General features: G+C 67.8%; 11 protein-coding genes. 7 read left to right on the plus strand and 4 right to left on the minus strand.

Translation table 11 applies throughout. From position 1 onward, the window contains the following. Positions 1-365: 365 nt before the first annotated feature. The 3 genes from KIS93_RS04845 to KIS93_RS04855 form a co-directional block, all read right to left on the minus strand. Positions 366-1,670: a LysR family transcriptional regulator gene (locus tag KIS93_RS04845; RefSeq protein WP_186403761.1), complete on the minus strand. Its 1,305-nt coding sequence runs from the start codon at positions 1,668-1,670 to the stop codon at positions 366-368. Next, complete coding sequence (locus tag KIS93_RS04850; RefSeq protein WP_222107249.1) at positions 1,667-2,362, minus strand: CTP synthase C-terminal region-related (seleno)protein; 696 nt, start codon at positions 2,360-2,362, stop codon at positions 1,667-1,669. Before KIS93_RS04850 ends, KIS93_RS04845 begins: the two co-directional genes overlap by 4 nt. 774 nt (positions 2,363-3,136) lie before the next feature. Further along, positions 3,137-3,934: a hypothetical protein gene (locus tag KIS93_RS04855; protein ID WP_186403762.1), complete on the minus strand. Its 798-nt coding sequence runs from the start codon at positions 3,932-3,934 to the stop codon at positions 3,137-3,139. 256 nt (positions 3,935-4,190) lie between these two features. Between KIS93_RS04855 and istA the strand changes: the two genes are divergently transcribed. The 7 genes from istA to KIS93_RS04890 all read left to right on the plus strand — a co-directional run bounded on the left by istA (position 4,191) and on the right by KIS93_RS04890 (position 13,481). Next, entirely contained in the window at positions 4,191-5,762 is a 1,572-nt protein-coding gene (gene istA / locus KIS93_RS04860) for an IS21 family transposase (RefSeq protein ID WP_186403763.1), read from the plus strand. A 105-nt stretch (positions 5,763-5,867) separates the two neighbouring features. Then, positions 5,868-6,650: an IS21-like element helper ATPase IstB gene (istB, locus tag KIS93_RS04865; protein ID WP_186403764.1), complete on the plus strand. Its 783-nt coding sequence runs from the start codon at positions 5,868-5,870 to the stop codon at positions 6,648-6,650. Positions 6,651-6,819: 169 nt separating this feature from the next. Further along, positions 6,820-7,923: a TniQ family protein gene (locus KIS93_RS04870; protein ID WP_186403765.1), complete on the plus strand. Its 1,104-nt coding sequence runs from the start codon at positions 6,820-6,822 to the stop codon at positions 7,921-7,923. Between the two features lie 155 nt (positions 7,924-8,078). Next, complete coding sequence (locus tag KIS93_RS04875; protein WP_186403766.1) at positions 8,079-8,837, plus strand: TnsA-like heteromeric transposase endonuclease subunit; 759 nt, start codon at positions 8,079-8,081, stop codon at positions 8,835-8,837. Next, on the plus strand, positions 8,834-10,960 hold the full coding sequence (locus tag KIS93_RS04880) for a Mu transposase C-terminal domain-containing protein (RefSeq protein WP_186403767.1): 2,127 nt from the start codon (positions 8,834-8,836) through the stop codon (positions 10,958-10,960). The genes KIS93_RS04875 and KIS93_RS04880 overlap by 4 nt, the downstream gene beginning before the upstream one ends. Next, complete coding sequence (locus KIS93_RS04885; RefSeq protein ID WP_186403768.1) at positions 10,957-12,153, plus strand: TniB family NTP-binding protein; 1,197 nt, start codon at positions 10,957-10,959, stop codon at positions 12,151-12,153. Before KIS93_RS04880 ends, KIS93_RS04885 begins: the two co-directional genes overlap by 4 nt. Beyond that, positions 12,150-13,481, plus strand: a complete 1,332-nt coding sequence (locus tag KIS93_RS04890) for a TniQ family protein (RefSeq protein WP_186403769.1) — start codon at positions 12,150-12,152, stop codon at positions 13,479-13,481. The genes KIS93_RS04885 and KIS93_RS04890 overlap by 4 nt, the downstream gene beginning before the upstream one ends. A gap of 21 nt (positions 13,482-13,502) precedes the next feature. Here KIS93_RS04890 and soxR read toward each other — a convergent pair whose 3' ends face one another. Continuing rightward, on the minus strand, positions 13,503-13,958 hold the full coding sequence (gene soxR / locus KIS93_RS04895) for a redox-sensitive transcriptional activator SoxR (protein ID WP_186403770.1): 456 nt from the start codon (positions 13,956-13,958) through the stop codon (positions 13,503-13,505). Positions 13,959-14,025 lie beyond the last annotated feature (67 nt).

Here is a 14,025-nt window from a genome sequence, read left to right on the forward strand (position 1 = left end):
CCTGCTCCAGCAGATATCGGCAGACATTTTTTCATACATATCGCTCCCACTATCTTTCAGCATTTCGTTGTTCCTTTTCTCGTTACCATTTTAGTCACGAGTGCAATAATTATTGCTACACCTTGCGCTACACCTATTACTCGTGGCGACCTGGGGTGATCCGCGAAGATGATCACGTCCAGAGCCATGGTACCGCACTCCTCATAATTATCACCAGCGTGGTACCCCGACGGGAGAATGTTGCCACACACGGTGTCACCCGCCCAGAGGGAAGCGTTCTCCCTTGAACGCCGAGGCAGCTATTCGCACAGCGCACAGCAATATCTCATGAGACCCTGCCACGAATCATCACCCGAGACCTTCCATCACGCCACCCGGCGCACATCTCCCGGAAGGGGATGCGGCTCCTTCAGGAGGGCTTCTTCACAGGCTTCCAACGCACGAGAACCAGCTCTCGCACGGCGCCACCTCCCCCTGCAAAGGGGACCCACCCAGCAATCGGACTTGATGGCAGAGCCACGGACGAGCCCGACCCCGTTGCCAACGAGGGAGGCCACAGTGCACGGGGCCGGTTGCCCTCGGCTCCGTGGACAGCCAGGACATCCAAGTGCGTCACCGACTGATGCATGCTTCTCCATCGCGTCCCGCCCAGTGCCGGCGCGTACGGACCACGGATTGGCTCTGTCGATGACAAGGGACAGCGTTTGCCGGTTCTCCTGCGAGAGTGATCGTTTCCGATGGAAGACGCTGTCGCTGAGAAGCGACAGCGCCGAGGGCTTGCGGTGAGAGCGCTGGCGTGCTTCAGACCCTTTCGAGCGCATGTTCGAGGAGCGCGGTGGCCGCAGGCAGCGGGTCGGCCGGGAGGGCCAGCAGGATGGTGCGCACGGAGGGCGGTTCGAGGGGATGGCGTGAACGCCGGCGTGGTGAGCGGGTAGGGAGAGCTCGGGCAGGATGCTCACGCCGAGCCCTTCGGCGACCATGGCGAGGATGCTGTTGGTGTCGCGGACGCGATAGTGGCAGCGCAGGCTCGCGCCTGCTTCCCGCGCGAGCGCCGTGATGAGCGGCTCGCATCCGCCCGTCGACATGATGAACGGCTGCCGGGCCAGGTCCGCGACCGGCACGGAGTGGCGTACGGCCAGGTCGTGACCGCTGGGCAGGGTGGCCAGCATCTGGTCGGCGGCCAGCGGGTGCATGACCAGATCCGGCACACTGGCGGAGACGGCTCCGGCCGTCAGGGTGCCGATGTCGGCGGCCCCGGTCTGCAGCCAGTCGAGGACCTCCTCGTCCGACCCTTCGATCACGGTGAGTCGCACGTGTGGATGCGCCTCGCCGAACGTTCGCAGGATCCGGGGCAGCAGGCGGGCGTTGGCGCTGGGGATGGCGCCGACGCGCAGGCTGCCACGGTCCTGCCCGCGCGCCGCGGCCACCTCCTGCTCCAGGGCTTCGAGCTGGGTGAGGATGAGCGTGGCGCGGCGGCAGACGGCTCGCCCGGCGGTGGTCAGGCTCACCCCGTGGCTGCCCCTGACGAGCAGGGCCAGGCCGAGTTCGCTCTCCAGGCCGCGCAGCGCATGGCTGACCGCGGACTGCGTGGTGTTCAGCTCCTCGGCCGCGCGGGTCATGTTGCCGGTACGTGCGACCGTCTGCAGGATCCTGAGCTGCGTGAACGTCATAGCGCCGCGCGCAGCAGCCCCACGACCAGCGGGTGCGGACGTCCGGGCGACGAGCTCGTCTGTGGCACGAACAGTGTGGCCAGGTAGTACGGGTGGTCGGGGATCTCCAGCACTCGGGCCTCGCCGGTGTCGTCCACGCCCGTCACCCGCAGTCCGCCCTCGTGCAGGGCACTCTGGTAAGCGGGATTGAGGCCGAAGTTGCAGTAGTACTGCTCCTTGGCCTCCTCGCGCCCGTACACGTCGGCCACCAGGGAGCTGGGCGTGAGCGTGACGGGCATGGTCCGGCCGGCGAGCGAGCAGGCGAGCTCGGTGACGAACAGGCTGGAGGCATAGGGGTCGTACTCGGCGTGCTGCGCGTCCTCGAACCGGAGCTTGTGGCGGGCATACTCGATGATGATGTGCTGGCAGCCGCCGCACGTCCCCAGGGTCGGGACGCCGTGCTCGCGGGTGTGCCGCAGGGCGGCAAGCGCGCCGCGCAGACTGCGGTACGGGCTGCCCGGGGCACACCACAGCACGTCCGCGGCGCGCACGGCGGACAGGTCCGTTTCGAGCGGCTCGGTGGCCAGCCAGCGGACCTCGATCTCCACTCTGAGGTGGTCGGCGGCGTGACGCAGCGCATCGTCGGTGGCCACGTGCGGGGTGTACGTCTTGTCGTAGTCGCCGACGACCGCGACCTGCAAGGAAGGCTTCACACGCCAACTATGCGGGGACGGCGGCATGAGCTCCAATACCTGATCGCGCAGCCGCCATGAGCTCACGTTCATGACAGCAGGGGGCCATGAGTGCCGGCGAGCCGACGTCCGGATACGGCCGGGGGTGGCGTTGTGATGGGAATGACCGCGATGTCCATGACACGTACGCCAACGACGCCAATGACCTTGCAACCTGGCTCTCCTCAGCCACCGGCCGCAGCACCTGCATGTCGATGATTCCCTGATGCCCTTGGACAGCGAAGACGACCCGATGTTCGGCCCTTGACCTGGGCGGCCCTGATTCGATGGCACAGGGCCGACCTCACTGGCAACGGATACCTGACGGTGGAGGGGGAGGGCCTTTCCTCCTGGGTGCTGCTCTTTCTCACCGGCATTCCGCGCTCGGCCAGCCCTCAAGCGCTGACCAAACTGACCGGCGACCGCCTCGCTCCAAACAGTGCCGCACCCGCGAGCCATCTACCGCCGATCGCGGCCATGAACCGGGCGCGGCCGCGTCCCCACCCTGCTCTCATCGTCCCGCCCTCAGCTTCACACACCATCGGCGGAACCGAGCCGGCACCACAACCCTGCGGTCGCTCGCCTCTCAAGGCGCGCCGCCCCGACACCAGCCACAAGTGCCAGGCCCGAGGTGATGACCATCTCACGACCAGCTGTCGACGTCCTTCGGCCTCTCTTACCCACTCGCACACCCGGGCTTCTCATGAGCGGGGTATCGCCTGAGCAGCCGGACCTGGCCTCTCGTCACTTGCCCCCTCAGGAATCACCGAATACAGCGCGATGGTGCTCAGCGGTGATCTCAGTAAGACGGGGGACAAGCTCGCCCAACTGCTCGCAGAAGGCGGCGTACCGAGGTTCCCCGAGCACGTCCACCACCTCCTGCATCCACCAGCCGATCTCCCGCAACGTCGGATACTGCGTCGCCGACAACGGCCACTGCATCTGCCGTACTGCCCGTCGCAGGGCGATGATGCTCTCAGCGAGCTCGTCATCGATCAGATGGTCGTATTGGCTCCGGGCGGCGACCAGTTCGGAGGCTGCTTCCCACAGCGGCAACGCATGCCGGTCGTACCAACGAGCCTCGGCAGAGGTCGTGCCGGGTCGGCTACTGCCCAAGCGGTGCGCACGCTCCGCCCGTTCGCTACGGGCCAGGCCCAGCTTGGCCGCCCGGTGTCGCAAGAGGCGATGCTCAACCGCTTGCCGACTACGGACGTTCAGGGCAGGCGCCATGCGGATCATCGCAATCTGCATCCTCACCCCCAGCTCCAGGAGTTCGTGCTCAAGCTTCTCGGCTTCGTCAGGACGGTGCGGACAATGCCGGCGGACGTAGGCGAGGACCCACAGAGCATCCAGAACGTCCTGCACGGTAACCCAGTCCGGCACCCGTCGGCAGGTGAGGATGTGGCGGACGATGGTGAGCGGATGCTCGATCGGGTCGACGCTCTCCAGCACGGCCAAATCGGGGTCTCCTACCTTCCTTCGTCGCTGTACGATTCGCTCGATGGCCTCCTGACCTGCGGTTTTATCGATCTGAACCAGTGTCCGCTTCGGCATGTCAATAGTGTATTGACATAAATGATCATGCGGAAGCCACTACGGAAGGCACCCAACCCCTCTGTCTGGCGGCCTTGAATGTCGACGATCACGGAATTGATCAGTTTGAGGCTTCCGCCATCACGTAATTGAGCACCACGATCACGTTATTGACCCTGGTCAGGGCGTGCGTGTCGGGATGGACCCGGTCATCGGAAGATCAGCATTCTTGCCCTCGTCACGGGACGGGGGGCCGATGGCGAGGAGGACGTTCGACGTGGTGGACATCACCGAGATCTTGGTGCACTGGCATGCCGGCCGGTCGAAGAACGAGATCGCGGCGAGCTTGGGATTGGCGCGTAATACGGTGCGCAAGTACGTGGCCGCGGCGGAGGAGGCCGGGATCGTGCCGGGCGGCGCGGCGATCAGCTCGGCCGAGTGGGCAGCGCGAGTGCGGGAGTGGTTTCCCGAGGTGGCCGACGGTCGGCTGCGGCAGGTGACGTGGCCGACCATCGAGCAACACCGCGACTACATCGTCGGGCAGCTCAAGGCGGGGGTGACGGTCACCACGATCCATCAGCGGCTGCGCGATGAGGAAGGGCTGGCGGTCAGTATCGCCTCGATGCGCCGTTATGTGCACGCGAACCTGCCCGAGGAAGCACGGGCTTCGCAGGTGCGGGTGCTGCGTCTGCACGAGGCCGAACCCGGCGCCGAGGCGCAGATCGATTACGGGCAGCTGGGCCGCTGGACGGACCCGAGGAGCGGTCGCCGTCACACGGTGCAGGCGTTCGTGATGGTGCTGCCCGCCTCCCGGCACATGTTCGTCTACCCCGTGCTGAAGATGGATCAGCAGGCGTGGAGCAGTGCGCATGTGGCCGCGTTCGCCTTCTTCGGCGGCTGCCCGGCCAGGTTGGTACCGGACAACCTCAAGACCGGCGTCGATCGTCCTGATCTTTATGATCCGAAGATCAACCGCGCGTATGCCGAGCTGGCCTCGCATTACGGCGTGCTGGTCGACCCCGCCCGCTCCCGCAAACCGCGCGACAAGGCCAGCGTCGAGCGGCCGATGCCCTATATCCGTGACAGCTTCTGGCGCGGCCGCAGCTTCGCCAGTCTGGAGGAGATGCGCGAGCAGGCGGTGCGCTGGTGCCTGGAGGTCGCCGGGACTCGCGCATGCCGGCCGCTGGCCGATGCCGCACCGTTGGTGGTGTTCAACGCTGTCGAGGCCGGGCAGCTGCAGGCGCTGCCGCAGGCGCCGTTCGTGCTGTCACGCTGGAGCAGGGCCAAGGTCGGCCCGGACATCCATGCCCGCGTGGACAAGGTGCTCTACTCGATCCCATGGCGGTATCTGGGCCGTCAGCTCGATGTCCGCTCCACCGCGACCATGGTGCAGTTCTTCTGCGGCGGCGAGCTGATCAAAACCCATCCGCGCAAGCTGTCAGGCAAACAGACCGATCTGGGCGACTACCCGCCCGAGCGGGTCGCCTTCCACCAGCGCACTCCGGCCTGGTGCCGCAGACAAGCCGAACAGATCGGCCCGGCCTGCATCGAGGTGGTCAACGTGCTGCTTGCCGAAGGCGCCCTCTATCGGCTTCGAGCTGCCCAGGGCGTGCTCGGCCTGGCCGACAAACACGACCCCCAACGGCTGGAGGCCGCCTGCGCCAGAGCGCTCGCGGTCGGTGATCCTTCTTATCGGACCGTCAAGGGCATCCTGGTGGCAGGCACCGAGTCCGATCCCGCCCCGGCGGGCCGCGGCGACGGCGGCGCGGAGGCGTTCCTGCACGGCCCCGACGCGTTGTTCGCCGAGGTGATCCCCTTGCACGGCGCCAGCACACCAGCCGCCAGCTGACCACCTGCCCGATCACTCGCTCGTGGTGAGCACCTTCACCGCGAAGTACGGCCATCACCTTCGCGCTGAAGCGGCGCACCACGAACCACGAACAGGAGCTCCTTCATGACCACCGTCACCGCGATCGAGACCGGCGCGCTGGACAAGGCGCTGCGCGCCCTCAAGCTTGGCGGCATGCTCGACACCCTGGATGCCCGCCTGGCCCAGGCCCGCGCCGGAGAACTCGGTCACGTCGACTTTCTCCAAGTCCTCTGCGAGGACGAGATCTCCCGCCGCGACAGCGTGGCCATGCAGCGGCGGCTGCGCAAAGCCCGCTTCGAGCAGCAGGCCACCCTGGAAGGCTTCGACTTCGGCGCCAGCCCGAAACTGCCCGCCGCCCAGATCCGCGACCTGGCCGCGCTGCGCTGGCTGCACGCCGGCGAGTCGGTCGTCCTGTATGGCCCGGTCGGAGTTGGCAAAAGCCACATCGCCCAAGCTCTCGGGCATCTGGCCATCCGCCACGGCGCCGACGTCCGCTTCGCCAAGACCAGCCGCGCGCTGGCAGAGCTGGCCGGCGGACACGCCGACCGCAGCTGGGCCCGCCGCCTGGCTGAACTCGCCCGACCGGCCGTGCTGATCCTCGACGACTTCGCGATGCGTGAGCTGACCGCAGCCCAGGCTGACGACCTCTACGAGCTGATCAGCGAACGGACCGGCAAGTCTCTGATCCTGACCGCGAACAGGCAGCCGATGGACTGGTATCCGCTGTTTCCCAACCCCGTCGTCGCCGAGTCCCTCCTGGACCGGCTGATCAACAACAGCCACCAAGTCTTCATGAACGGACCAAGCTACCGCCCGAACAAACGCCCCGGGCGCGCCGTGACCCCCGGCAAGACGAACACCGGATAGAACAGAAATCAGACCGGGACCTGGTCAATTACGTGAGCACCGGGCTGCTCAATATCGAGATCGCTCACACCTTGAAGACGACAGTCCGTCACGGCAACTGGAAGTGGACATGGAAGTCCGTCATCGAAGTTGACAGTAGCGGCGTGTACGGCAGGAGGTTCGGCGCGGTATGGCGGCGGTCTGGCCACGGCGGCTGGCTCTAGTGGTGGCACCGGCGTCCGGCGAGTCGTTCGCGTCGTGGGTGGATCGGATGGCCCTGCGGAACGGATGTCCGCCGTGGACGGTGGTCGAGGCGTTGGGGCTGGATGTAAGCGTGGCGAGTGACGTCCGTTCACTGGCGTACGGCGTCCTCACGACGCCGGAGATGTGCGGGGCGGTCGAGGCTGCCACAGGCGTGAGCTCCGAGGTCGTGCGTGGGATGCATTTGGAGGTGTTCGACGGCTCGGTCCTGGATCTGGCAGGCGTGCGCGTGGGCGACAAGGGGTCGGTGCGCCGGGCTGAGGGCCGTGAGTGGGTGCAGTTCTTCGGCAGCCGAGTATGCCCGACATGCCTGGCGGCTTCGGGCGGAGTGTGGCCGGCCTGGTGGAAGCTGGGCTGGGCCGCGGTTTGTCCTGTGCATCGGACGCTGCTGGTGGATCTCTGCCCGAGATGCCGCGTTGCCGTGCGACGAGGTCCCGCCGGCCAGCCTGCGCGTCTTTCTCGCTCACGGATGCCGGCCCCGTTGCAGTGCGGCGCGCTCCTCAGCGGGACCGTATGCGATCAGTCGATCCCCCAGATCAGCACGAGCTCGGTGAGTGGCAAACTTGCTGATCAGCAACACCTCGTGCTTGAGGCGGCAACGCACCACCGGCCTGCGCTGATCGCAGGCCAGGTGGTGAGTGCCGGTCAGTGGTTCGCGGTCTTGAAAGCGACGGCGATGCTGGTCCGGCTGGGGGTGCCGGAGGTTCTCCCTCTGCTGGAAGCGCCTCTGGATGGTCAGGGCGCGCTGGCCGCGGAGGCTGGTGGACAGCGATGGAACCGGGCGGGGCCGGTGGGCCGCTTCGGGATGGCTCCGCGGACGGCGCTGGTGGCTGCGGGACTGCTGGCGGCGGCATTGGAGGTGGCCGCGGCGGAAAGCGAGTCAGAGCTGGAGACCCGGTTGATGCCACTGGCCGCCGCCGCGCGGATGCGATGGAAGGAGCGGCGGCCGGGTCTGTTGACGCGGGTGGCTCTGCCGTCGGTCTTCACCGCAGCCTTGGACGCCGTGCTCGGTGAGCAGGCTCGCCGCCAGTAAAGGGCCAACAGGGGTGGCCGGAGATGCTTGGCCCGGAAAGTGAGGACGAAGTCGACCATGGGGCGCTAACGTGACCCCCGTCACACGATTCTGCTCCGCGTGCTGACGTTCTGAATGAATGCGAGCAGCCGCTTCTTATGGTCTCGGGAGGCGTGATGAAGGCTTCCGACCTGCGGTTACGCAGCGTCCAGGTTCGCTTTCTGCATCCGGACGGGCAGGAGGAACGGCTCCCGCTGGAGGTTGCCGCCGAGGTGGCGTTCGAGAACTGCGGCGCGATCCGGCGGATCCCGCACCGGGCCGATCAGGCGCACACGCCGAGCACGCACTGGTCGTCCACGACGAACCGGATGATCGAGTGCGAGTCGTATCTGGAGAGCGTCTGGATGACGATGCTGGACTTCGATCCCGAGGTGACCGGCTTCTCCGGCCAGCCGATGCAGTTGTCCGGCGTGGACAATCGCGGCGCGTGGAAGGCCACGCCGGACCTGTTCGTCCGGCGGGTGGACGACTCGGCGACGGTGATGGAGGTCAAGAACCCCAGCCGGTTGAACGACGCGAAAGTGCGGGCGACCGCTGAGCGGGTGGCGGCCTGCTGCGCGGTGGCGGGCTGGGGCTATGAGCTGGTCGGCGAGCCGCCCGGGCGGCAGCGGACGATCAACGTGCTGGCGTTGGCGGGCTATCGCCGCGAGATGGTCGGGGTGAGCGACTACCGCGCTCAGTTGCTGTCGCTGGCCGGCGAGCCGGTGCCGCTGGGGCAACTGGTCAGCTTCACCGCCGAACCGCTGGTGGCGCGCGCGGTCGTACTGCATCTGTGCTGGACCGGCGAAATGGTGGCGGACCTCTCCCGTCCGTTGGAGGACAGCACCCTGGTCTGGGCCGCTGCGGCGGCCGGCGACGCTGGAGCACGCCCATGAGCGAGCCGGACGAGGCCGGCGGCCGTCGGCTGGCCAAGGGCACGTGGGTCTGGTTCGGCGACGAACGCCATCAGGTGGTCGGCCAAGGCGGCAGCGAGGTTCACCTGCTGTCGGCCGCTGGGGAGTGGACCACCATCTACATCGCGGCCTTGATGGCGGCGCCCGGGTTCCGGCTGCTGAGCGAAAGCCCCGTTGACCTGCCCTCCAGCATGGTCGATAGGGGAGCGTTGCTGGACGGCCTCGCCGAGGACGGCACGGCCTCGGCGCGTGACCTCGAAGCGCACCTGAACGAGATCAGGACCGGCTACCGCAGTGGCCATCCGGAGGAGGCCGCACCAGGTGAGCCGCGGCCTGCCTACGATCAGGCGTTGCATCCCCGGGTGAGCGACCGGGTCAAGGCCAAGGCTGCTGAACTCGGTATGGGCGAAACGACGGTGTGGCGCAAGCTGCGGCGTTATCGCGAAGATCGGCGCAGCGGGCTGATCGACGGACGCGGCGCTGTCGTGCGTGATCCGCTGGCCCGCGCCGATCGGCGGGTGCTGGATGCGATCCTCGTCCAGCATCGGGTCGGGGAGCGGGAGGATTCCACCGGCGGCCTGGACCGGTTCTGCCGGCGGCTGCAGGATCGGCTGGACGACGAGCACGGGCCGGGCGTGGTGAAGCTGCCCTCGAGTTCGACCATCGCCCGCTACATCGAGCAGTTGTTGCCGGGTCAGTACACCTTCGGCCGGGCGCCGTCGCGGCGCAGCGCGGCGGCGCGGCCGCAGCGGTCCTACCGGGCGGAGGAGGCGGTGCGCCCGGGCCAGGTGGTGATGATCGACGCCACCCCGCTGGACGTGATCGCCTACGACCCGATCGGCGACGTCACCCACAAGGTGCATCTGGTGCTGGCGATCGATGTTGCGACCCGGACGCTGCTGGCCTGGCGGATGACCATCGGCGACACTCGCGCGGTCGACGTGGTGATGCTGCTGAACGAGGCGGTCACCCCGGAGCCGATGCGGCCCGGCTGGAAGCAGGCGCTGGCCTACCGGATGCTGCGCCTGCCCATCACCCGCGAGGTCGATCTGGAGGAGCGGCTGGAGCTGGCCGCGGCCCGGCCGGTGATCTGGCCGGAGCAGATCCTGGTCGACCACGCCAAGGTCAACCTGTCTGAGGCGCTGCGCGAGGCCTGCCTCGACCTCGGGATCAATTTGGGCCTGGCCCGCAAGGCCAATCCGACCGACAAGGCCAACATCGAACGCGCCTTCGGCACCATCCGGGAACATTTCGCCAAGCATGTCGCCGGTTACAAGGGCTCCGACACCTCCACCCGGGGCCGGCTGGTGGAGCACGCCGCCCGGTGGAGCCTGGAGGATCTGCAGGAGTTCTTCGCCGAGTACGCGGTGGCCATCTATCAGCGGCGCGTGCATTCGGGGCTGGTCGTCCCGGGGTTCCCGGAGCTGGAGCTGTCGCCGAACCAGGCATATGGCCTGATGGTGGCCCGCTACGGCTACATCCTCTGCCCGCCGCAATCACACCACTACTGCAAGCGGCTGCCGATCGAGTACCGGACGATCCGCCCGGAGGGGATCCAGCTCGACTACCTCTTCTATGACGATGAGATCTTGGACAGTTACCGGCGGGCGCTCTCGCCGGTGCCGGGCAAGGGCCGCAAATGGCCGATCCGTTACAACCCGGGCGACCCCAGCCGGGTGTTCATCTTCCTCGAAGGCGCCTGGCGGGTGCTGTTCTGGACGCATCTGCCGGATCCGGCCGTCCCGTTCACCACGCGGATGCTCCAAGAAGCCCGCCAACTCCTTCGCGACGGCGGGTTGCGGGAGCCGAGCCAGCAGCAGATCGCCGAGGAGCTGGTGGATCTGCAGCGCCGGATGGATTCGTCGGAGTCGGCGACCGCGCGCACCCGCCGCGAGCTGGTGCGGGCCCGCGAGGACGTGCGCGCCATCAAGCGTGATCAAGCTCGCCTCCAGTTCGGTGAGCCCGAGGAGCCGCCTCCGGCGCTGAGCCTGGTCCCGCCCGCCGACGAACAGGAGCCGGCGGAGGACGAGGTGGTGGACCTGTCCGAGCTGGAGGAGTTCGAGATCTGGGATCCCGGCGCACCGCAGGGGCCGGGCAGCGCATGAGGAAACGTGCCGCCCAGCCACGCACCAAGGAGCAGTGGCGCGAGTTCTGCGCCCGCCCGGCATCGCCCCGGCCGGAGCGGGTCAGCCGCGGCGAGTACGACAGCTGGGCCGCTGAGCGGCAGGATCCGTTCGATGAGATGCGCAAAAGCTGCAACGCCAACCCGCCGTTCCTCAAGCATCCGCAGGTTCTGCAGGTGCTGGACGCGCTGAAGCCGAAGCTGACCCAAGGCCGCTACAGCGAGGACGCCTCCTTTCACAGCGCGATCATCAACGGGCCCGGGTACTGCGGCAAGACGTCGCTGCTCAAGCTGATCGGCAAGGAGTGCGAGCTGGACTGGCGGCGCCGCCACCCCGACCTGGCCCCCGGCCCCGGGGGGTCACCGGCCGACTTTCGCGGAGACTTTCTCGGCGATCGGGTGCCGGTGATCTATGTCAGCGCCAGCACCGGCGCAACCGCGGGCATGCTGTCGCAGGCCATCGGCAAGTTCCTGCACGTCGCGAACCCGGGCCGGACCGCGACGAAGTGGACCCTCACCGACCCCGTGCTGGACGCGATCGAGGCCTGCGGCACGGAACTGCTGCTCCTGGACGACTTGCACATGCTGGACAAGATCCGCGACGGCGGCCAGGAGACCAACGACCACATCAAGAACCTGGCCAACCACGCCGCGGTCACCATCATCGGCGCCGGAATCCTGCTGGAGCAGGGCAACCTGTTCACCGATGGCGCCCCGCCGCGCACCCGCCCGGGCAAGGCCGGCACCGCCCCGGGCGGGCACGAGCGCGGCCGGGCCGGTCAGTTCGGCTCCCGCTTCGCCGACCTGCAGCACCTGGCCCCGCTCACGATCGCCACCCGCGAGGAGCAGCGCACCTGGATGTCGCTGGTGCGCCACTTCGAGACCAACCTGGTCCTGCTCGATCATCCGGCCGACGACCTGACCCTGCGTCACTGGCGCTACCTGCACGAACGCACCTCCGGCTACATCGGCTCGCTGGCCATGCTGTTCAAAGAGTCCGCCCACCGGGCGATGGACACCGGCGTCGAAGCGCTCACCCGCACCATCATGGACAGCGTGGTGCTCGGCCACGACGACGAGGTCGACTACGCCAAGACCACGGCCCGCCGCCAGGCCGCCGCACGGCGCCGCACCAAGAAGGACCCGCCCGCTTCCGGCCAGGCGAGCACCGGATGATCCAGCCCGACCTCGACCTCGACGTCGAAGAGCGGCGACCGGACCGGCCGCCGCCACGCCGGCTGGCCCTGGTGCCGCCACCCGCCGATGGCGAGGCGTTCCACTCCTGGTTCTTCCGCCTGGTCGAAGCGCAGCACAGCCACCGCGACACCATCGTGTCTCTGCTCGGCCTGCCGCCCTACACCCCGCAGCGCTACACCCTGGGCGAGGACTTCCTGACCATCTTCGACGGCGAGTACGTCTTCGAGAACCTGCGCGACGCCACCGGGCTGCGCGCCCGCGCCATGATGCGCATGGCCTTGTCCGGTCAGGGCGGCCAGTTCATCCCCTACAGCTGGACCGGCACCACCAGCACCCGGCCCTGGCCCTGGCGCGCCGAGACCGCCGCGATCTGCCCCCGCTGCCTGGCCGGGCCCGACCCGATCTGGCGCATCACCTGGCACCTGCTGCCCTGCGTCATCTGCCCCCAGCATCGCGTCTATCTGACCGGCTGGTGCCCGAGCTGCCACACCCGGATCAGCGTCGGCGACACCCCCCGCTACCGGCGCGAATGCAACGGACCGTTCGGCCCGCAAGGCCGCATCGTCGGCGCGGCCAACTGCCGGCAGCAACTCGCCCGGCTGCCCTGCCGGCCGGTCGGAGGCGAGCGGCTGCTGCGCATCCAGCAGAACCTCCTGGCCCGGCTACGCCGCCCCCGCGACGGACCCATCGAACCCATCAAGACGTTCTGGGACCTCTACGAGCTGCTGTTCCGCCTGGCGATCTATCTCGGCACCCCGGAGATGCTCCCCGCCGACACCGACGCCCACCTGTGGTGGACCTTCCACGAGTTCTGCCACCTACGCGACCAACTCGCCCTCACCGCCGGACCCACCGCCCGCGAACGCTGCGCCGACCTGCTCGCCTACCAGCCCGGACCGCTGCTCAGCGCCGCGGCGATGCTCATCATCGACGAACTCGGCTTCACCGGCAGCCCGCTGGACACGCTGCGCTACTTCATGGACCAACGCCGCTACGACCCCTGGGCCGGCACCCTCTGGCACAAATACTGCGACGACTACCACCCCACCGCCGTCACCAACCGAGTCCTCAACCACCTCAAGGTCAGCGCTATCGATCGCGCGCTACTCAAACCATTCTCCCTCTGGGAACCAGGCGCACCGCACCACCTGCACCCGCCCGAAACCGCCAACGACCTCGACCTGCCCGAAGCCGCGCTGCTCCTGGCCGGCGAAGGCCTTCACCCCTGGCAAACCAGCACAGCCGTCCGGGCGTCCCTGAAGCGAGTACGGGCTGGCAGTTCATCTTCGGGATCGGCCGGTCAGTGACGCCAGGAAGTCAACCACCACTCAGGGTTCCAGCAAGCGGTGGGGGCCCGGACCGTGTTCCGCGAGCGTGTCCGCGGGGTTGACCAGCGCGCACTGCTCGAAGGACAGACACCCGCAGCCGATGCAGTCGGTGAACCGGTCGCGCATCCGCTCCATCTTCTCGATGCGGGCGTTGATCTCCCTGCTCCAGCACACCGACGCGTTCATCCAGAACTCCCGGGTGGCGGTCTCGCCCTCCGGCAGAAAGCCCAGCACCTCTCCGATTACCGACAGCGGCATGCCAACGCTCTGCGAGGCGCGGATGAACGCCACCCGGCGCAGAGTGCTGCGGTGATAGCGGCGCTGGTTCCCGTCGGTGCGATGGCTGGCGATGAGTCCCTGGCGCTCGTAGAAGCGCAGCGCAGAGGCAGGGACGCCGCTGCGTCCGGACAACTCCCCGATGGTCAACTCCTGGGTAACCCCACCTGAAACCGACATATCGCTCACCCTAGCTTGACTTAAACCTTTGTTTAAGCACGAGGCTGTTCACACGGCGCGACGAGCG

The sequence above is a fragment of the [Actinomadura] parvosata subsp. kistnae genome (genome assembly GCF_900323885.1).
Taxonomy (GTDB): Bacteria; Actinomycetota; Actinomycetes; order Streptosporangiales; family Streptosporangiaceae; genus Nonomuraea; species Nonomuraea composti.